We start from the raw sequence: 21200 nt of genomic DNA, 5'->3' as shown, positions 1-21200 counted from the left end.
CGGGTTGCTTGGTTCCGCAAGCACCCTGACTTCCTGCCTCCCCCCTGCCGGTCTTTCCAAATTCCCTGCGGAGAAATCTGATGAGTGTCGTAACACAAGACATCCTCGATATTGTGCAAAACCAGCAGTGCTGGCGTCGTCAGGAATGTATCAATCTCATTGCTAGTGAGAATGTTCAATCCCCTGCCGTTCAACAAATCGAAGGCAATGACTTCATGTGTCGCTACGCAGAAGGACACCCCAACACCCCAGAAGCCGATCAGCGATATTATGAGGGAACTCGTTTCATTGATGAGGTAGAGGCTCTGGCAACCAGGGAAATGGTTGAACTAGCAGGATGCCAGCAGGCAGATGTTCGGCCAATCAGCGGTAACCAGGCCAACACAGCTGTTGCACTGGCATTGTTACGAGGTGGAGATACGGTTCTCTGTAACTCAATCGATGTTGGAGGCCACATAAGCCATAATCCGATTGGGGTCTTTGGCCGGCGAATTCAAGTGCGTGGACAGGTGCTGGCTTTACAGAAAGAAAATTCGATCAACATGGCTTTTTGGCCTACAACGCCAGATGGATACCACTTAGATGGACCTGCCTGTGTAGATCTGGTAGAGCAAAAGCAGCCACAGTTGGTGATTCTTGGCAAGAGTATGTTCCTCTTTCCAGAACCAGTGGGTCAGGTTGCAGAAGTCTGTCGAGCCAATGGCATTCTGGTACTTTATGACGCGGCTCATGTTTTAGGACTGATTCTGGGAGGACAGTTTCAGCAACCATTTGCCGAAGGCGCACATCTGATCACAGCAAGTACACACAAGACCTTTCCGGGACCACAACGAGGAGTCATTCTTGGCAACATGACTTCACCAGAGGAATTGAAATGGTGGAGCAGTGTGGATCGTGGAGTGATGCCAGGATCTTCCAGTAACCACCACCTGCATACGATCCCCGGACTAGCCCTGACAATTCGAGAAATGAAGGTGCATGGAAAAAACTACGCCGCCGATATTATTCGAAACGCACAAGCCCTTGGAAGTGCGCTAGATACAGCTGGAGTTCCAGTGGAGGCGAAAGAGTTTGGATTTACGCAGAGCCACCAGATTGCGATTAACGTTTCTTCGTTTGGACCAGGTAAGGAAATTGCTCGACGACTTGCTGAAAGCAACATCATCAGCAATTACAACATGCTCCCTGGAGATCAGGATCCTCGCAACCCTTCCGGTCTACGAATCGGTGTACAAGAGATGACTCGTTGTGGCATGGGACCCAAACAAATGGGGGAGTTGGCAGAGTTGATGACTGCAGTAATTGCCAAACAAAAATCTGTGACCAATGAAGTAATCCGACTTCGCTCCCGTTTCAGCGAAGTCCGCTACTGCTAAAGGATTCTGCTTTCATCACCATACAGAGCTGAGATTGGCTAGGTCAGTCACGGCTCTCACCTTTGTTCGAATCAAATAACACTCTCAGAGATTTTGAAGCGCAGCCAGAATAGCGTCTTCTATTCTATGGAACTGTTTTTCTTTGCTGGGAAACGGAGATCGAAGAGGAAGAGAGAAATGAGGGAGGAGGCTGGAGCCTGAAGGTTATCAGACTCCTGTGGGGTCAGCTTAGAAAGATGAATTTTCAATCAATCCAAGAACGGTTCGCGGAACCTGATTGGCTTGAGCGATCATGGCGGTATTCGCTGAGAGCATGATCTGATCACCAGTCAACTGGGACATCTGCTGGGCTACATCGGCATCTCGAATGGTTGACTCTGCGCTGGTCAGATTTTCCTCTGCGATTCGGAGACTGTTCAGATTACTTTCCAGAGCGTTCTTCTGGAACGCCCCAAGATCAGCTCGTAGTGTTGAAATTTGATCAATTGCAGCGTCCACAACCTTATTAGAGTCCTGAGCTCCCTGTGAGGTGGTCACATCAATGTCTGTAAGGCTTTGAAACCCACTATTGTTCTCTATTCCTTGACCAAGCATGTTGGCTTTCACGTTCTTCAAGGATAGTCGCTCACTTTGTCCAGCATTAGGCCCAAGCTGAAACTCATTCGAGAACTGAGCTACGTGAACATATCCTTCTGGGCCGCCACCAACGACTTCCTCGTTGGATTCCTCAATAAACTCAGTCCCAACCTGAACACCGCGCTGATCTAATACTGGCACTTCCTTCAAGCCAATCTCTCGCTCATACGCCACTGTGACTCCACTGGCTTTTGTACCATCAATCGCCGTCAGGAACTGTCCATCACCCATCGCAATTTGACCAGCAATCGTTCCTTCTACATTTTTACCAGCTTTGGAGAAAGAAGCCACATTTGCTTCCTCAGAACCAATACCAGCGATAGAACTTGTCACTGAGAAAATGGCCTTGTCCCCAAAATCGTTGTGGCGCACTGTCAGTAACCCATTAGGATCCATGAAGGCGTGCAGTGCCAATCCTGCTTCATCAATTGCAGATTGAAGCCGATTGACAACGATAGTTCGAATATCACGTGACATATCTTCAGGAGGGAATCTCTGGGGATTTTCTATGGCGTTTTTGCGAATCTTTTCAATCTCTACTTTAAAATCTCCAAAGCGAGTGTCAATGGTAGCATTCTTACCCCCTTCATTCAGGAAGAGCACTAAGCCTTCTCCCATATTTTCAACATCAATCGGAATGATCCCCTTCTTTTCAGCTCGATTTGCCACCTGAGTAATGTCAATTTCAAACCCGTCTTCAGGAGACATGTTAGTGTAGGCCTCTGCCGAAATGAAACGAAGATTTTCACCAACGGTTGTTCCGTTGACGCCCATTGATCCATCTAAAAGGTTTTTCGTTCCCCAGACCGTGTTTTTCGCAATTCGATCCAGCGAGCTCAACAAATGTTCAATCTCTTGCTGATCTGCGGCAAGCATCTGCTTGTCATTGGTGGCTTCGTTAGCAGCGTGAACCGTTAGTTGCTTTAGTCGAAGCAAAATGCTGCTGATCTCGTTCAAAGCACCTTCAGCGGTCTGAACAATCGAAACAGACAGTGATGCGTTCTCGTGTGCTTGCTGCAAACCAATGATTCGTCCCCTCATTCTTTCAGAGGCAATCAAATTCGCGGGGCTGTCTGCACCAGAGTTGATACTGAGTCCCGAACTTAACTTCTGCAATGAATCCTTAACACGATCCATCGTGTTACCTGCATGGCGCAGTGAATTAAGTGAGGAAATGTTGTGCTTGATGCGCATGGCCTGACTCCAGGGTGAATGTTACGGTGAACAATCCAAAATGCTCTATGTTCCTGTTATCGACAGCTTGCTGAAGAACTTTAGCCTGAATTTCAAAATATTTATGTGGTTTGGAGGTTTGACGGCTTTGTCTGCAGTGGTCGTTTAGAGTTTGATTGATTCAAACAGAAACTGAGGGATCTTGGTGCTCCTGTAATTTGAATGCCATCAAGCCTAGGGCTGAACTGGAATCATCCACTTGTGCTTGGCGTAGTAATTTCATTTTCTGTTTTTTCACTCTTAGCGGAGTGTATGTTTCATGAAAAAGCTTGTTCCACCTTGTCTCTTCCTAATAGTCATCTCCTTCAGAAGATACCAAAAACAGCCTAGCGATGGACTCAACTCTAAAGTTCAGCTATCACCTCGGAACTATCTTTGTGCTTGGTGGAACTGCCCTGATATGGTTTCTGGGGATTGGGGGGAGAGATCTTTATATACTCCCTTTGATCTGCTGGTTGCCCTTTGCAGGGTGGCGTTTGTGGCAAGATAAGAACGTTTTCACGATCAACTGGCCATCGGAAAGACCAATCAATCAGGCCTTCGTGTATGGGAAGTGGGCTCTTGGAATATTTTTTCTGCTTTGTTGCTTACGAGCTACGCTGCGCTATCTGAGCTTCCAATGGAGCATCTGGGATTCCGGTATTTTCAGCAACATTATCTATAATATTTCTCAGGGAGAATTGAGGTGGTCTCACTACGAAGTCCATCCCTGGGCTGATCATTTCACACCCTCAATCGGCATCCTGGCTCCTTTTTTCTGGATCTATCCGCACTTTATCTGGGTGGTTCTAGCAAAAATCCTCTCATACACTTTAGTACCTTTGGGATTCTGGCAACTTGCCAAATATCAGAACCAACAAGTTGAAAGAGCTATTGTTCTAACCCTGTTGGTCAGTTCAGCCTGGTTACTCTGGTACAAACCAACAGTGGCCAGTCTATGGTACGAGTGGCAACCCTCCTGTTTGGCACCTCCGGTTATCGTTTTCTGTTTCCTGTGGCTTGAGAAAAAAGAGTGGTTCAAATTCAGCCTAGGACTTCTGTTCTTACTTGGATTAAAAGAGCACATGGGGATTGTGCCACTCGGATTTGGTTGTTACTTGGTTTTGCAAAGAAAAGAGCAGTTCTGGACTGGGTTTGTTTTGATTGTCCTCGGACTAACTGCCTTATTCTCGATTATTTATGGTGTAATGCCATTTTTTCGTGGGAATCAACCAAGTTGGTCTGTACCTGCTCTGGACTTCTTGGGGAATATTCCAGGGAAGGTTACCTACAGCTGGAAACTGCTGTTTCCTCTGGCTTTCCTACCTTTGCTCTATTTCCGAATTGGAATTATGGCTGGTCCTGCGATTGGGGTGAATCTGATCGCAGCCCGAGAAGCAATGCGAAGCAACTCTTATCATTATGATGATGTAGCTGGGACACTTCTATTAATTGCTGTCCTAGTTATTTTGAGTACACAGGACTGGCAGAAGTATTGGAAATTCATCACACATAGGACACAACAAATACTTATGCTAGTTTGGATTATTGGAACATCCTTATTGATGCCTTCCAGTATAGGTCAGGAGCTCAAAAGTGCTTGGCCGACAGCGAAGCATTCTGAAATACATCAGGAATTGAGCGAGGTAAAAAAGCAGTATCCACTTGACCATGGAGTTGCTGTCCAAAGTTCACTAGGAGTTCATTTTCAGCAAAGAGAAGTGAATTACATTGCAGGCTCCGACCAGTATCCATGTGGGGAGAAGCAAGCGGACCAATTTCATCAGCTCGCGTTGAAAAGGAACTACTGGCTTTTGGTGAAGGGAACTAATTCATTTATGGTTGAAAATTTAGATAGTTGTGTGCACAGTTTAGAAGCGAAAGAAAATTTTGAACTAGTTGGTGGATATGACTATATTCTTCTTTACGTTAATAACTTATCTAAGTAGATAACTTATTTCTTAGTACCTAATTAGCTTTTTCTTTAATTGATATCTTATTTTCTTAGAAAGAGATGTTCTAATCTTTTCACCAGTGGTACCATTAATCCCTTCAATCAGTGGCAGTTCTGGCAACAACTCCCACTTCCTCCCCTTGCTCATACTAGAATGAACTGCCTGAGCAAGCACATGTTCGAAATATATTTTTTTTCGATCATCGATTGAATCAAATCTTGGATAAAAATCCTCTTCCACAAATCTTCTACTTCCAACAAATAACCTTGCATCAGCTGTAGAGAGATTCCCTCTTAGATCACAAAATACTTCTGCATCAGTTTGGTTGATCTTCTCCACTAGCCCCACAACATTTTTGACTGTATATCGTCCTGTGATTTTAAGTGCTCGTGTCCCTTCCTCCTGTAGCCATTTGGATCGAGAAAAGGCTTGCTGAATGATGGAAAGCTCTCCACGGCCCTTACCATAGCTTGGCCATTCGTTAGATCCACACTTTTCTAGTAGCTCTAATTCAATCCCTGCTTGGGCTGCCTTTTTTTGTGCCGAAACTAAAAACTCCAGATCATCACCCGAATTTTCAGCAAAGATGATCTGTTCAAAAGCTCCAACCCCCAAGTAAAACTCCAGCGCCTCCAGATACTGCTGGCGGCGGTCAGAAACCGAGTTCACGGTTACATTGATCGTTTCACCGGGATTGGTCGTTGCTGTTAACAAAAGGGCAATAGACATGGAGTAGACTCTCAAGCAAAGAATCTGATTCTCTGCCTACATTTCGTTTGGGTATATAGGTGGATGTATTTTCGTGAGGAAGCGAATTGATAGGCCTCGGCCTTGGGCCAGAAAAAAGAGCTTCAGATTCTCAGCCTACCGAGACCCCTTGATAATCATCGAGATCACATCGTCTTTAGTAACATCAGTGGAACGGCAAATTTCCACAATTTTACCATTTTTCAGAATTGCAATACGATCACAGAAATCAAAGACATCATGAATGTCATGACTGATTAGGAAGATCCCCACGTCTTGCTTTTTCAGTTGATTGATCAATTCCCCAACTCGGCGAGTCTCCTCGATCCCTAAGGCTGCCGTAGGTTCATCCATTACCAAAACATTGGCCTTATTGTAAATCGCTCTACCAATCGCAATCGCCTGACGTTGTCCCCCAGATAAGAAATCTACAGGAACAGTATAGGACTCAATCCGGATTTTGAGTTCCTGCAGCACTCGCTTTGCTTCTTCTCGCATCAAACTGTTTCTCAAGAAGAAGTAGCGACTTTTTTCATTGCCCAGAAAAAAATTAGCCGTAACATCGAGATTCCCCGCAAGCGCCAAATCCTGGTAGATCGTTTCAATACCCAGATTCCGTGCTACTTTGGGCCCTGCAAGGTCAACTGGAGACTTGTTGATCAAGATTGTTCCAGAATCCTTTCTAATTGCCCCGGAGAGAATCTTGATCAGAGTAGACTTGCCAGCACCGTTGTGTCCAACAATGCCAACTACCTCATTTTTTTTGAGATTGATACTCACGTCTTTCAGGGCCTGAACCCCATTGAAACTCTTAGAGATGTTGTTCATCTCTACAATGTAGTCTGCCTGTTCCATCTTCAGACCTGCCTGGTTGATTTACTGAATCGGTCAAAGGCCACTGCTAAAATCAGGATAATGCCAATGATGATTTGCTGAATGTAGGAAGAGACATTGAGTAGGACGAGACCATTTTGCAGGACTCCGAATAGAATGGCACCAATGATCGTTCCCAGAATATTCCCAGTACCACCGAACAGACTCGTCCCTCCAACCACTACCGCTGCAATCACTGTCAACTCATAGCCCATCCCAGCTACTGCTTCCGCAGAGTTAAGCCTAGCTGACAAGATGAAGGCCGAGAGTCCAACAAAAAAGCCCGTGATGATATAAGTACTGGTGATGATCAGGTCCGTGTTGATACCTGCCAGGCGAGCAGCCTCAGGATTGCCACCTACTGAGTAAATGTGACGTCCATAAACCGTGTAGCGCAACACGATATGGCAGAGGATGATGAACACTAGAAAGATGATCACAGGAATCGGTACTTCACCAATTTTTCCTTGACCAATCCAGCGATAGGCATCATCAAAACCGCTGATTGGGCCCCCATCTGAAACAATCAACGCGGCTCCCCGATACGCTGACAGCCCCCCAAGAGTAACAACAAAGGCAGGTACTTTCAGCTTGGTGATGCACAGCCCATTCAGTGCGCCAGCAAGCAGACCAATCCCAACAGAACCGATCAAGGCCCAATACCAAGGATTCACAAGATCTGCATTAGCTCCCACAGAGAACCTCTCTACCAGGCCTCCCTTGGCAACCACTGCTCCTACCAAACCGCATAAGGCAAGCAGTGATCCAACGGACAAATCAATGCCTCGAACAATGATCACGAAAGTCATTCCAAGAGCAATTAGTCCACCGATTGAAATCTGCCGCATCACATTGAAAATATTCAAAGGATGCAAAAATCTGGGGTGCAGAAGCGAAAATACAAGAATCAAGAGGATCAGAAAGATGAGAGGAGAAAACAACCCTACGTAGTAGAGAAGGTTCTTTCGATTACTGAGCATGATGGGGAATCAAAGAAGGGAAGAGAGATCTCAATCAAGATCCCTCAGATAGTTTGGAAACTACTTCACCTCGCTAATTCTCTCAGCGTTGCTTTGGTAGTTATTAGAGGTGATGGTGATAGGGTTGAGAGAAATTACCCGGTTGTAGGCTTTCATCTCACTACGCAGGTCATTCACTAGTAGGTTCAAAGCGGTCTTGCTTTGGCCTCCAGGAAATTGCTCCACTGTGGCCATCAAGGAGCCATCACGTACTGCAGCAATCGCTTCTGGAAGGGCATCAAAGCCAAGGATCTGAACATCAATTCCACGTGCCTTGACAGCTTCCATCGCACCCAACGCCATATCGTCGTTAGCAGCATTGATCACATCCGGAGCGCTACTTAGACCGGTCAGAATGTTTTCTGTAACTGTCATCCCCTGATCTCTAGACCAATTAGCAGTCTGCTCAGCAACAATCTTGTATTTGCTGTTTCCATCAAGAATGTTGTGCAAGCCTCGGTTACGGTCAATCGCTGGAGATGCTCCCGGCTGTCCCTGCAAGTTGACAATGGTTGCTCCATTCGGGAAGCGCTCCATGATTAGCCGAGCTTGAGCCTCACCTCCCTTGACGTTGTCTGCACCCACGTGGGCATAGATTCTGGGTACACCACCAACGTAGCGGTCTACAGTAACTACAGGAATCCCATTGTCGATCGCTTGCTGCAGCGCAGGAGCCATCGCATTGACGTCAATTGGGCTGATTAGAATTCCGTCCACTCCCTGAATAATTGCTGATTCCACATCCGCTGTCTGCTTGGGCACCTTGTTCTGTCCATCCGCTGCGATGAGCTTGATTCCACCAATTCGTTTAGCTTCCTCATCCAATTGCTTTTGCATGTGCACAAAGAAGGGGAACTCCATGCTGGGCAAAGAAGTCATGATCACTAAATCCTTGGCAAATACTGCACTCGCCAAGTACAGCATAGAGGCCACAGTCAGTATCAGTTTGCAGAACATTCGGTTGAGCTTCATCGAAACCTCCTCAAAAATTGATTGTAAGAAAAGGGGGAGGCTAACAACCTCCGCAACCTTTGCTGCGAACATATATATCAAGTCTTTCTGGGGAGCAAGAAGATTCGGTGATCGTCTATCGAAATCTTTAGAATCTGATTTATCAGGAAACTCTGAAGGCAAACAGCAATTCAGTTATAAAGTGGCAGGTTATGAGCGAAGAAAAATACAGTGTGGGAAGATGCTTCTTCCCACAGATAATTCATCCATAAAAATTAGTGATTTGAAATCATTGCTTACCGTTGAGTTCAACAAAATTAAGCAATCGCAGTGGGAGCCAAATCACCGATGGAAGCCTCCAATTCAAGTTGCTGTTCTTTCTCTATTCTTGTTCTTTGGGGAGGGACAGGAGTGTCAAATTCATAAGCAGGATCTGCTTCCTGTTGTTTGACGACCGCTAGCATCTCTTGCCAAGAACTGATCAGGGTGCGAGGTTTGGGCATGTCTTCGGCGACTGCCTCATACAATTTTTTCAGGTTGTAACAGGGAACTGCCGCAAACATGTGATGCTCCAAGTGCCAGTTCATGTGACAGTAAAGAAACTCTGAGATCGGATCCAAGGTGATGGTTCTGACACACTTTCGGAAATCTGGAACATCACTGCGTAGACCACAGTGCATCGGAGCCCCAACGAAATAGCGTAACCAATTGCCAATGAAGGGATGCAAGGAAACAATCAGAATCAAAATTGGGTAACCAAGTAGCACTGCAAACAATGCAAAGCCCAGATGAATAGCAATCAGGTATCTGGCCCAACGCACCGCTTTCAAGCGTTCTTCCGGAAATTCAGCATATAATTCTGTCCCCCACTCGTTGTAAGGTTGTTCCATTCGGTCAGCAGCAACTCGAAAAAGCCCACGCATCGCTGGAAACAAGCCCCTCGATTCAAACCCACCCGTGATATTGAAAGTAAACAACTGAAGCAAATACAGAAACCTCAGCGATGGGGCCTTGGGCAACACCACTTCTTTATCAGCAATACGATGCAGCGTGAAGCGATGATGATAACTGTGACTCATCTTGTAGATGTGGAAATTCTGCAACCCAAGAGTCGAAAAAATCCGCAGAAAGATTTCGTTTAAGTGCTTGGTTTTGAAGACCGTCCCATGACACAACTCATGGTGAGGAGCACTGAAGAATGTCCCTACTGTTCCATGAAGAAAAATTGTCAGCAGGAAGCCTAACCAAAGCTGTTCAACTGCAAAATAGAAACTAAGTGCACCGGTGAGCAACCAGAGTCCCAGATGTCCAAGAGCCATCTGAAATCCTTGAAGGTCACTTGGTTTAGATAGTTCTCGCAAAACGGTAGGATCAATTGGACAGCGATACCACTTGATACGCAGTTCCTTGCGAATTTCAGACATCAGTTTTTGGGCTTGGACACTCATTGCGAACTTATTGGGAAAGGGTCGTCAAGCTTCTAGAGTATTTCATTTTGAATAGCCTTCTGAGGCTCAAATTCGTCAATTAGAATGGGAACAAGCCTTTTTAGAGCATCCTTGGAAACACATTTCAACTCTCTTTTGGTAGAAAGGCTTGGCACAGTTCCAGAACGGATTTTTTCATTGATTCTGAATTCCAATTTTCCTTTCCTCTTTTCACTCAGTGGAATGAAGCCCCAAATCAACGTTGTTTGGTTCAAACGCAATCTACGCTTAGAAGATCACGCCGCTCTGGAGCAAGCTTCCAAAGAGAATTTGCCCGTTTTGCTGCTCTTCGTCTTTGAACCCTCGCTTTGGAAAGATCCACATACAGATCTCCGCCATTGGCGCTTTCTCTATGAATCGGTTGTGGATTGCTATCGGCAGTTTCGGGATCGTGGTGCCAGACTCTACCTATTTCATCGCGAGTGTGAAGAAGTCTGGATGTTGTTAGCCCAGCGATTCCGGATCAAAACCATTTATAGCTATGAAGAAACAGGGTTGGAGATCACTTATCGTCGTGACCGTCAGTTTACCCGATGGTGCGCTGATCTTGAAATTCGTTGGGTGGAGTTCCCTTGCAATGGAGTCCAGCGCCGATGTTTGAACCGGGATGGCTGGGACAAGAAGTGGAAAGCTCAAATGAGCCAATCTCAGCATCAAGTGGATTGGTCTGAGTGGCAAGGGGTTGAGCTGGATTCTACATGGTACGCAGAACACAAGGGGCCTGAATTACCGATTGGAGTGAATCAAAGCCACTCCAGCTTTCAATTGGGTGGCGAGAAACAAGCACAGTTCGCCCTGCATCAATTTCTCCAAGGAGGTGGGCATGGCTACTCAAGGCACATTTCCAAACCACTGACTTCTTCTCTACACACTAGTCGTCTGAGTCCGTATTTGGCATACGGCTGCCTGTCGATGCGACAAGTATGGCAGGCACTTCAGCAGGACCAGCATCCTCGGAATTCCTTTCGTGCATTTGAATCTCGCCTGCATTGGCATTGTCACTTCATTCAGAAGTTCGAAACCCAACCCAACATCGAGTTCACGGATCTCAATCCGGGCTACGGCAATTTTCCATGGCAGAATGATGAGCAGCATCTGCAAGCCTGGCAAAGTGGGCAAACAGGCATCCCCTTAGTGGATGCCTGCATGCGCTGTGTTGCTGCGACAGGCTTTCTCAATTTTCGAATGCGGGCTCTATTAGTTTCCTGCTTGACTCATCTGTTGGGCTTGAACTGGAAGTTAGGGGTGAAACATCTGGCCAGGTATTTTCTTGATTTCGAACCTGGAATTCACTATCCCCAGTTCCAAATGCAGGCTGGAGTCACCGGGATCAACACGATCCGCATCTACAATCCCATCAAGCAAGCCTTGGAACATGACACTGAGGGAAAGTTCATCCATCAGTGGGTTCCAGAGTTGGCTAAAGTTCCAATGCCTTGGCTTGCTGCACCTTGGGAATTGGGCTGGATTGATCGCAAGTCAATGAACATTACGCTGTCGACAATTTATGAACGACCTATTGTCTTGCCTCAAGCGGGAATAGCGAGAGCTCGACAGCTTTTCTGGACCTTCAAACAATCAAACGAAGTCCACAAGCATCGGGAGAAAATTCTCCGAACACATGTGAGTTCTTCCAATTCAAAGCGCCACCAAAGCCGTGCTAGAAAATCTCGGGTTGAGAAGGATAAGTTGGTTCAGCAGGAGTTTGAGCAGGTTCAGGAAATGGGACGGCTGTCGACTTAATTGGAAGGTCAGGTTGCGGCTTGCGTATATATGAGTTTGAGGCTCAGGAGATCCTCCTCAAAGCCTCGGGCCTAAAATCATGACTTTGAAAAATCAGTTTCTGTAGGGGAACTTCAACAAATCAATTGGGTAACGGTTCCGGTTGAATCATCCGCTGACTGGCTTTGATGAAATCAACACCTCCCGAGGGAGCGTAGCGTCTTTGGGGATCAATTTGGAAACCAAAGGCTGTTGAAGCATACTGAACAATGTAGCTCCGGCGTAACCGCTCTGTTTGATTCATTCCGCTGCGGTGCATTGTAAAACTGGAGAAGCAAACAATCGAACCAGCTGGTACTGCCATCAACGAGCCAGATTTTTCTCCAGAGTAACCAACCATCGCGGCTTCATCCTCATCCCACCAGTGCTCTACCAGCTTACCCTCTCCGAATTCATCGAAGGAAAGCACAGAAATTGTTCCATTTTGCGCAGACATGTCATCCAGAGCAATCCAACAGGTCAGGTAGGGCTGATGCCGTTCGGCACCTCCTCGATAGACCGAGTAGCCACTATCCTGATGCCAGGCAAAGCGGCTACGCTGATCCTGCCCTTTGACCACAAATTGTTCATTGTGAAGATAAACCGTCTCGCCAAGCAATCCCTTTGAAATCTCAGCCATTACATCGCCAAAGAGAAAGCGATCGAGTTCTGAATTCTGTTGCCTGTAACCACTGACAAAATAGCGTTTGCCGAGCAGATTGATTCCCTCTTCCTCAATTCCTAAGGAGCGCATCCCACTGGCTTTCCAGTCCACAGCTTCATCACATCGACCCTGCAGCCAACTGAGGACAGATGTACTCAGGATTTTCTCTAGAACGACATATCCCTGCTGCTGGAATTTAAAGCGTTGAGCTTCAGTAATCATGGATTCTCGTTATTTGGTCTAGGCTGCTAAGATTTGCATCATCAGATCTAGCTCATTGAACAGTTGCCACTCTTTCTGGATGACACCGTTTAGGACCTGCCATTGAGTAATTCCCCAAAGCTGACAAGTCTTACCGGTAGGACTCCGATAAACCCCTTCACCCAAATGAGTACCCTCTGCGCTCCAACGTGTTGAAATCAGAAACCCATCGAGTTCATTGCCCATCCAATAGACCTCATCAACTTGCAACTGTAAGTCGGGAAAAACACTACGCAACTCGTTCACATAACTTCGATAAGCGGTGCTTCCAGAAAAGGTACGCTCAGTCGCGCCCTCGAAGAACAGGTTCTGGGCATATGAGTTTGTAATTACTGACTGATCCCCATTCCAAACATTATCGTGAATTTCACGAGTAAAGGCGTCAGGATCAAATCCCGAAATTGGCTCTGCTTGTGAAATTGGAATTGCTGGAGAAGTCGCTGAACGCAGTTGATCCCAATTCTCCTGAGAACGAGGCCAACCGGCAGGAGGATTTTTCGCCAATCTGGTGGCCTCTTCCCAGGGATCGATCCCAAGCTGTTGTAGCATTGCAGAGGTGTTGTAAAGCACGTGTTCCAGAAAAATATCGTTCTGGAGAGCAACGCAGTTCGCAATCACGAAAAAATTCACTGTTTTGCCAGTGGCGTTACCGTATCTGCTTGATCCGGCATTCGTACCACTGATGCGTGTAAGGTGTGAGGTGTGAAACCCAATTTGGTCATTTCCTGCCCAAATTACTTCTTCAGCATCAAGAATAATATCAGGGAAGGCCGCTGTTGTATGGTGAGTGTCAGCAATGATCTTTTGGTTACCAAGTTGAAGTCCGTAGTCATCGAAAACCTGGCTGTCTGGTGAATAGCATTCACCAATGTACTCAACCTCACGGTCATTGGTTTCCCAAATTCGATAGGTGATTCGAACAATGTAGTCAATGATGTTTCGGTATGTTGAATCAAAACCTTGCAATGACTGGGTGGGACCAAGATTTTCAGGTATTCGAATAGTGCGACCAGAAGTGTAATTTTCCAATGAAACAAGATAATCCATTGGCATATCTGAGCGTTGCAATGGAAGAGCGTCATGGGAATGAGATCGTCCCTGCCTCACTGGAAAATTGGATTGCTTCATAAACTGACTCTCTCTCAACGCTTTCGTTGTTCTCGCAACCTAGCGCCCATTCGTTTCTTGGATTCCTGTGAGCCATCATGGAAAGTACCAAACAGGTGGTCCCAAGGCATATCAAGGTTGCCGTAGTTACATTCAAAATAACGATGATGCAGGTAGTGGAAGTAGTTTGTATCTATTCTAAATTTATTTACCTGAATCCTGTTGAAGCCCGTGTGTCCCCAATTCGGACTGATGCCAGCATGGAGCAGATGAAAGCAGGCATGAATCGGATGTGAGGGAATCATCCAATGCAGAAACACCCCTGAGAGATAGAGCAGATGCTCGATCGGGTGCATCGACAAACCTGACCATGGGCCCGTGTTGGTATTTTTATGATGCAGATAGTGGGCAGCATTATAAAGAGGCTTCCAATGCGTCAGCCGATGAGTGAAGTAGAAGTGATGAGCCCGGATGTGAGGAATCAGCAGAAATAGGAAAGCGATGTAAATCGGTGATTCCAGCCACTCCACTGGAAACAACACATAACCATTGGCAAACATCCAGTAGGTCAACACCTCGTACAACGTCCAGATACCGCAACCACTGACAATCCCGAAGAACATGTTTTCCCAGGTCTGATTGCTAAACCAGAAGCGAGGGTCATTTTCTCGCAGACCCTGCTTGTTGAATTGGAAATCAGATCCTTGCCCCTTACGCACATAAAGCCAGAAATGAGTGCTACCTGTCACCAGGAAAAGTAACCCGACATTACGTAGGTAAATCAGAGCGACCCAATCCCAGGCTAAGGTCTGCATAGTAACCAGGCTAGGAGTCAGGAAGAACCAAGTGAATAGCCCCAAGCCAGCGTGAATCAGCGCAATTGGTCCGAACAAGTAATTTTTCAACCACTTCAGAGCGACCTTGGGCTGGAAGGGCCAGTTGTAGAGTGTCTCACCTTTAACAAGGATAGCAGGCTTCCAGTCTACCTGAGTTTCTGTTTGTTTAATTGTGGTCGCTGTCATGACCATATCCTGAAGTCTGGGAAAACCAATCGTTCTCTAAACCTTCCCACAATAGATAGTTTAGGAGCGTCTCAAACAATTTATTCAATCATTCTGTTTATCTTTGAAGGACGAGTGGGGCGAGAGAAATCAATCTTCAAAATGCTAAGAACGGACCCGGCAGGCTTTAGTTGAAGCCTTCCCACATAAACACAGGAAGACTCCAAAGTTTTCTAAGCAAATTAGCTGTTCAATGCAGCCCAGACACTCTGAGGTGTCAGAGGCATTTCCAGGTGTTTGATGCCGTGTTCACGAAGAGCGTCCAGTACCGCATTGACCACAGCTGGCGTGGCTCCGACGGTCCCTAACTCACCAACACCCTTGGAGCCTAATGGATTAGTGCGGCATGGTTGCTCACGGAACAAGTCGGTCTGAATAGGCGGCATGTCATCAGCTCGAGGCATTGCATAATCAAGGAAAGTCGAATTGATGAATTGTCCACTGTCGTCATAAACTGTCCGCTCCAACAAAGCCTGTCCAACGGACTGGGCCATCCCACCATGAACCTGTCCTGCGACAAGCATTGGATTGACAGCATTACCCACGTCATCTACCGCTGTCAGACTCACCATCTTAACCATCCCCGTTTCAGGATCAACCTCTACTTCCGCTACTTGGGAACCGTTTGGCCAACTTGCCACAGGGATTGTTGTGCTGGAAGAAACCTCAATCTTCTGCTCCGGTTGCTGAAGTGCCAACTCGAAGAGTCCAATGCCTACGTTGGTACCAACTACCTCAAAGCGTCCCTCCTGATAGACGAGGTCTTCTGGAGAAGCTTCCAAGTTCTCAGCAGCCAACTTTTTGGCAGCCTCCATGAACTTCAATACTCCCTCATGAATCGCTGAGCCCCCGATATAGAGTGAGCGAGAACCGTAGCTTCCGTTGCCCTTGACCACGTCAGTGTCACCTTGCACCACGTTGAGTTGCTCAAGCGGTAGGTCCATCTTTTCAGAAAGTAACTGTAAGTAAGCAGTCTCAATCCCTTGACCCATAGCCTGGGTGCCTGAATAACAGGTGAATTTTCCAGCTCCCGAAGCTTCCATAGTTACATCTTCAGACCAGACTGCTCCGGTCCACTCGATGTAGCAGGAAAGACCCCTACCTCGCAGTTTGCCTTGCTTGGCTGATTCTGCTTTGCGGCCTGCAAAACCGTTCCAGTCTGCCTGCTCAAGGATCAGATCGAGCACCGTATTGAAGTCACCGCTGTCATAGACCTCCCCCAGAGGATTGGTGTAGGGCATCGCATCGACAGGAATGAAGTTCTTGCGACGCATCTCAATCGGATCTACTCCAAGCTCATCAGCAGCTTTTTCCATCAACCGCTCCATCAGGTAAACGGCTTCTGGTCTTCCAGCTCCGCGGTAGGCAGCCAGTGGTGCGGTGTGAGTGGCATAGGCATCGGTAACCAGATAATAGGCAGGAATGTGATAAACCGAGGTGGAAACTTTTGGGCCTACTTCCAGAGGAATCGCTGCGCCAGCACCTGTTGGGAACGCCCCGAGGTTTCCAAGATTATACAGACGCATTCCGAGGATCTTGCCATCGGCGCTACAGGCCAACTCAGCATGATTGATTTGATCACGCCCGTGCCCAGTTGCTTGGAAATCTTCAGTGCGGCTCCCCCGCCAACGGATATTGCTCTTTAGCTTGCCAGAGGCATAAATGACCACGACATCTTCAGGGTAGGTCATCGCTTTGACACCAAATCCTCCACCAATATCCTCCACGATTACATGGAAATTCTCTGCTTTCTCACCGAAAATCCCAGGAAGGGTTCCAAGTAGTCCGTGAGGATGCTGATGCCCAATACGGATGGTTCTTCTACCAGAATTTTTGTCGTATTCACAAATGACAGTACGAGGCTCCATTGCATTGCCAACCAACCTGTTGTTGGTCAGCTCTAACTTGGTGACATGGTGCGCTTTGGCAAAGGCCTCAGCCACAGTAGCTTCATCTCCAAACGTTTTCTGAGCAACAATGTTATCCGGAGCATCCTCCCAAACCAGAGGAGCACCCGGTGCACTAGCAGCCGCAAGATTGCCTGCGGCAAGTAATTCGTCATATTCAATTTCAACCAACTGTGCAGCATCCACGGCTTGAGCTTGGGATTCCGCGACAACAGCTACGACTGCTTCTCCTACATAGCGTACAACTCCATTGGCAAGTGCATGCCATTCTGGCTGAGCCATCGGTTGACCATCCGGTCGCTTATATCCTCCTGCAATCGGTAGAGGTTTGACCCCATCAGCCAACAAATCTTCAGCTGTGTAGATTGCGATAACTCCTTCACTTTGCAGTGCCTCTTCCTTATCTATGCTGGCAATTCGTCCATGTGCCAGATAAGAACGGATGAAGTGTAAGTGTAACTGGCCTACTGCTGGACGGTTGTCCGTGAAGCGTCCCTTTCCCAGAATCAGGTGCGCATCTTCCACCCGACGGAGGGAACTTCCAGTTTTGGATTTAGTAGGATTGGGGGTTGTGGCGAGTTCAGTCATTGAGAAACTCCATAGATTGTAAAGGTGCCAAATTCTGTCCGCAAAATAGTCAGACTCTTTGATTATGTCAAATGAGAATCACAAGTATTTGAACCAATTCTCTTTTTTGAGGCAGACCTTATGGGGTCAGTGCTTGATAGACTACATTCTTAAGATACTGAAAAAATAAATGCTCTGGAGGAGGAATCAGCTGACCCATCTGAATCAGGATCAATTCCTCTTGAGAATCAATCAGAAACTTGGTGGAGGCCAGGCCTGCCCAACCATAACTTCCTTGGCTACCCAAACACATACTTTGTGCGGGGTCTATATTGACCGACACCCCTAGTCCCCAGCCTTCTTCCTTGAGAGGATTATTGCGAATTTCCAGTGGGAATAGCTCTGCCGAGAGATGATTAACTCGCATCAGTTCAACCGTCTTGTGACTCAATAGACGCTCTCCCTCCCACTTACCATATTGCAGCAACATACGGGCAAATTTCAGATAGTCCAAAGCTGTAGAAACCAGCCCATGTCCACCACGCAGGCAGTTGTGTGGTGCCTTGTAAATCTCTGATTCAAATCCGCTCAGCAGTTTGAGTTTGGCACCACTTTGCCAAGCTTTTTCCAGAGTCTCCGGTGACAGGTTAGGATCAAACCAATCGGCAACAGAATATAGCTCTGCCAAACGAGAGAGTTCCTGAGGAGGCACGTGATAACCAGTATCTCGCATCCCTAGAGGCTCAAAAATACGCTCTTGCAAGAAGCGATCGATAGGTTGACCCGAGATGATCTCGACAAGACGGGCACAAACATCAGTGGACACACTGTAGTGCCAGCGGGTTCCCGGTTGGTAGGCTAATGGAAAATTCAACAAATGGTCGACCATCCCCTCAAGACTCAAAGGGGCCCTTTCAGCAGAAGATTGCTTGTAGAGCTTGGCAACCGGATGCTGTTCCGCATGCATCTCGTAGGTCAAGCCAGAGGTATGGGTCAACAACTGGTGGATGGTTACGGACCTCTTGCGTTCTTCCGTTTGCATTTCACCTGTCTGTTCATCTACTCCAGCAAAAACCTCCAAGTCAGCAAACTTCGGAATAAACTCCGATGCTGGTGTGTCCAAACGAAAGCGTCCCTCTTCCAACAGCATCAACAAAGCCACACTAACAATTGGTTTTGTCATCGAATAGATCCGAAAGATCGTATCCTCCTCAATCGGCAATCCTCGCTCGAGATCTCGGTAGCCCGCCCAACGAAAATAGGATAGATCTCCTCGACGCCAGACCAATACTTGTGCACCAGGTAGTTGACCCGGTTTCCCGATGGTGTTGATCAGCAGGTTATCAAGGTGACGAAGCCTTTTGACGTCTACAGTTTGGCGAGTTGACATGATGAGCCTTCAACAGAAATGACAATGAATTTGTTGATCAAAAACTATGATCTCTCCAACATGGAAAACCATGAGAATCTAGACATTTCCCATAAAATCTCAATCACTGATGTTGTTAGCCAGGTATTTTCAATTCTGTTCTTGGAACCAACATCTGGAATGCTGATCGGCCTTGGGGACTCGTTACTTTCATAAAACTCTTGCATCGAAGTCCTTGATAGCGTTTGATCGCAGGCAAACCAATAATTCTTGCCTGGAGAATATCCTATGACTCAAAAAGCCATCCTGACCTGTGCTCCCACAGGAGCAATCCATACACCTTCAATGTCTCCATATCTGCCAGTCACGGCAGACGAAATTGCTGAAGCGGCGATTGCTGCTGTACAAGCTGGTGCGTCCATCATTCACTTACACGCACGGGATGAGGAGACAGGCCGTCCAGTGCAAACTCCAGAAGCCTTTCTGAAGTTCCTGCCTCGAATCAAGCAGGCTTGTAACGTAGTGATCAACATCACTACTGGTGGCGCTCCTCAGATGACCTTGGCCCAGCGGATGTCTCCTGCCAAGGAGCTTCAACCTGAGTTGGCTTCCCTGAACATGGGCTCGATGAACTTTGGGCTCTATCCGATGCTGAAACGCTACACGAGCTTCAAGCATGACTGGGAACGCCAGCACTTGGAGAATAGTCGAGATCTGGTGTTCAAGAATACTTTTCAAGATATTGAGGAGATCCTGACGACTTGTTCCGCCAACGGTACGCGCTTCGAATTTGAATGTTACGACACCAGTCATCTCTACAATCTCGCCCATTTTTTGGATCGTGGACTGGTCAAAGCACCGCTGTTGGTTCAGACAGTCTTTGGCATACTTGGAGGGATTGGCACTCACCCAGAAGATGTGGCTCACATGAAACGAACGGCTGACCGGTTGTTTGGCGATCAGTATGTCTGGTCAGTTCTTGGGGCGGGACGTTCGCAGATGCAAATTGCCGCCATGTCGGCGGCCCAGGGTGGTTCCGTACGAGTTGGATTGGAAGACTCTCTCTGGTTGTCCAAAGGAGTGCTGGCAGAGAGCAACGCTCAACAGGTCCAGAAGGCCCGGCAGGTCTTGGAAGGACTCTCCGTAGAAGTGGCCACTCCGGATGAAGCGAGAGAAATTCTGCAACTAAAAGGAGAGAATCAGGTCAATTTTTAGGCTAGCATACGAGTGTCTCCATCTACCGAGATTGCCTGACCAGAGATTAGTTTTCCTCTCTCTGACGCCAGGTATAGTACTTGGTTAGCAATGTCCTGCGGAGTGACATAGGACTTAATGGAGGTGTAAGAGAAAGCTTCCTGCTCGATTTCGTCAAAGGAGACGCCTCTTTTTTCAGCTTTGGCTGTCAGTACTCGTTTCTGACGTTCTCCCGATACCAAACCCGGGAGGATCGCATTGACACGAATCTGATCAGGTCCCAATTCAATCGCTAGCGACTTGGTCAGGCCGATTACACCCCACTTGGCGGTAGAGTAGGGAGTTCGGAAGGCGAAGCCATATTTCCCAGCTGCCGAGGAGATATTGACGATGGAGGGATTGCTACTCTTCCGAAGAGAGAAAACAGATGCTTTTATGAAAAAATACTGACTGTTCAGACAAACCGAAAGACAGCGTTCCCAGTCTGCTTCTGGAATTTCTTCGATCGGCGAGGTTGGCCCTGCAATGCCAGCGTTGTTGACTAAACAATCCAGACCACCCAGTTTTCCAATGGCAGACTGTGTGAATTGTTGAACTGCCTGAGCATCAGCAACGTCCACCTCTTCACCGTAAACTGAGGGATGATTTCTCTTCAACTCAGAAACCAACTCTGGATTAATGTCACAGGTCGCCACCTCCGCACCTTCTGCCAGAAATCCCTGGACAATGGCTAGCCCGATACCAGAGCCACCAGCCGACACAATTACCTTGTTTCCCTTCAGTTTAAGCTCCATGCAGGACTCCATTCATTGGATAAGAATTTAATAATTAGCGATGACCACTGATCCTACAGTCGGATTCCAAGGACACCTTTGATCACTCTACGTTACCCACTAGTCACCTTTTGCAAAGGTACATCCGCTATTGGCTAACAAAATCCCGCTGGTTGGAACACCGTGAATGTTTCAAAACACCGTGAATTTTTATTCACCAAATTATTCAGAAATCTTGCATAATTTTAGCAACAAATTGAATACTTACTTTTTCATTGGC

16 protein-coding genes are annotated in these 21200 nt (G+C 47.1%); 4 read left to right on the top strand and 12 right to left on the bottom strand.

The annotated features are described in order from the left end of the window. Positions 1–80 precede the first annotated feature (80 nt). Positions 81–1376, top strand: coding sequence for a serine hydroxymethyltransferase (locus P8O70_11735; GenBank protein MDG2197535.1), 1296 nt, complete (start codon positions 81–83; stop codon positions 1374–1376). 228 nt (positions 1377–1604) lie between these two features. On the opposite strand, the gene P8O70_11730 is transcribed toward P8O70_11735, so the two are convergent. Beyond that, a complete protein-coding gene (locus tag P8O70_11730) occupies positions 1605–3206 on the bottom strand; it encodes a flagellin (protein ID MDG2197534.1) in 1602 nt (533 codons plus the stop codon). A 371-nt stretch (positions 3207–3577) separates the two neighbouring features. Here P8O70_11730 and P8O70_11725 point away from each other — a divergent pair, with 371 nt between their 5' ends. Next, entirely contained in the window at positions 3578–5173 is a 1596-nt protein-coding gene (locus tag P8O70_11725; GenBank protein ID MDG2197533.1) for a DUF2079 domain-containing protein, read from the top strand. A 12-nt stretch (positions 5174–5185) separates the two neighbouring features. Here the strand turns inward: P8O70_11725 and P8O70_11720 are convergent, their stop codons facing one another. The 5 genes from P8O70_11720 to P8O70_11700 form a co-directional block, all read right to left on the bottom strand. Further along, complete coding sequence (locus P8O70_11720; protein MDG2197532.1) at positions 5186–5908, bottom strand: hypothetical protein; 723 nt, start codon at positions 5906–5908, stop codon at positions 5186–5188. 135 nt (positions 5909–6043) lie between these two features. Then, positions 6044–6781 (bottom strand): ATP-binding cassette domain-containing protein, encoded by a 738-nt coding sequence (locus P8O70_11715; GenBank protein MDG2197531.1) that lies wholly within the window; start codon positions 6779–6781, stop codon positions 6044–6046. Between the two features lie 2 nt (positions 6782–6783). Continuing rightward, the gene (locus P8O70_11710) at positions 6784–7779 is read right to left on the bottom strand and encodes an ABC transporter permease (protein ID MDG2197530.1); all 996 of its coding nucleotides are present in this window, start codon (positions 7777–7779) and stop codon (positions 6784–6786) included. A 60-nt stretch (positions 7780–7839) separates the two neighbouring features. Next, positions 7840–8790 (bottom strand): substrate-binding domain-containing protein, encoded by a 951-nt coding sequence (locus P8O70_11705; protein MDG2197529.1) that lies wholly within the window; start codon positions 8788–8790, stop codon positions 7840–7842. Positions 8791–9086: 296 nt separating this feature from the next. Further along, on the bottom strand, positions 9087–10217 hold the full coding sequence (locus P8O70_11700; GenBank protein ID MDG2197528.1) for a fatty acid desaturase: 1131 nt from the start codon (positions 10215–10217) through the stop codon (positions 9087–9089). A 222-nt stretch (positions 10218–10439) separates the two neighbouring features. On the opposite strand from P8O70_11700, the gene P8O70_11695 reads away from it, so the two are divergent. Beyond that, positions 10440–11999, top strand: coding sequence for a deoxyribodipyrimidine photo-lyase (locus tag P8O70_11695; GenBank protein ID MDG2197527.1), 1560 nt, complete (start codon positions 10440–10442; stop codon positions 11997–11999). 121 nt (positions 12000–12120) lie between these two features. Here the strand turns inward: P8O70_11695 and P8O70_11690 are convergent, their stop codons facing one another. The 5 genes from P8O70_11690 to P8O70_11670 all read right to left on the bottom strand — a co-directional run bounded on the left by P8O70_11690 (position 12121) and on the right by P8O70_11670 (position 18974). Next, complete coding sequence (locus P8O70_11690) at positions 12121–12903, bottom strand: phytanoyl-CoA dioxygenase family protein (protein MDG2197526.1); 783 nt, start codon at positions 12901–12903, stop codon at positions 12121–12123. 18 nt (positions 12904–12921) lie between these two features. Beyond that, positions 12922–14070, bottom strand: a complete 1149-nt coding sequence (locus P8O70_11685; GenBank protein ID MDG2197525.1) for an ester cyclase — start codon at positions 14068–14070, stop codon at positions 12922–12924. Between the two features lie 14 nt (positions 14071–14084). Then, positions 14085–15071, bottom strand: a complete 987-nt coding sequence (locus P8O70_11680) for a sterol desaturase family protein (GenBank protein MDG2197524.1) — start codon at positions 15069–15071, stop codon at positions 14085–14087. 221 nt (positions 15072–15292) lie between these two features. Then, the gene (locus P8O70_11675) at positions 15293–17605 is read right to left on the bottom strand and encodes a xanthine dehydrogenase family protein molybdopterin-binding subunit (GenBank protein ID MDG2197523.1); all 2313 of its coding nucleotides are present in this window, start codon (positions 17603–17605) and stop codon (positions 15293–15295) included. Positions 17606–17723: 118 nt separating this feature from the next. Continuing rightward, positions 17724–18974 carry a serine hydrolase gene (locus tag P8O70_11670; GenBank protein ID MDG2197522.1) on the bottom strand — a complete coding sequence of 417 codons (1251 nt, stop codon included), beginning with the start codon at positions 18972–18974 and terminating at the stop codon, positions 17724–17726. Between the two features lie 267 nt (positions 18975–19241). Here P8O70_11670 and P8O70_11665 point away from each other — a divergent pair, with 267 nt between their 5' ends. Then, entirely contained in the window at positions 19242–20168 is a 927-nt protein-coding gene (locus tag P8O70_11665; protein MDG2197521.1) for a 3-keto-5-aminohexanoate cleavage protein, read from the top strand. On the opposite strand, the gene P8O70_11660 is transcribed toward P8O70_11665, so the two are convergent. After that, complete coding sequence (locus P8O70_11660) at positions 20165–20941, bottom strand: SDR family oxidoreductase (GenBank protein MDG2197520.1); 777 nt, start codon at positions 20939–20941, stop codon at positions 20165–20167. The genes P8O70_11665 and P8O70_11660 overlap by 4 nt on opposite strands. Positions 20942–21200: the final 259 nt, after the last annotated feature.

The organism is SAR324 cluster bacterium, from assembly GCA_029245725.1.
Classification (GTDB): Bacteria; SAR324; SAR324; order SAR324; family NAC60-12; genus JCVI-SCAAA005.
Note: the sequence above shows the minus strand (reverse complement) of the source record. Positions and strands in the feature narration are given on the sequence as shown.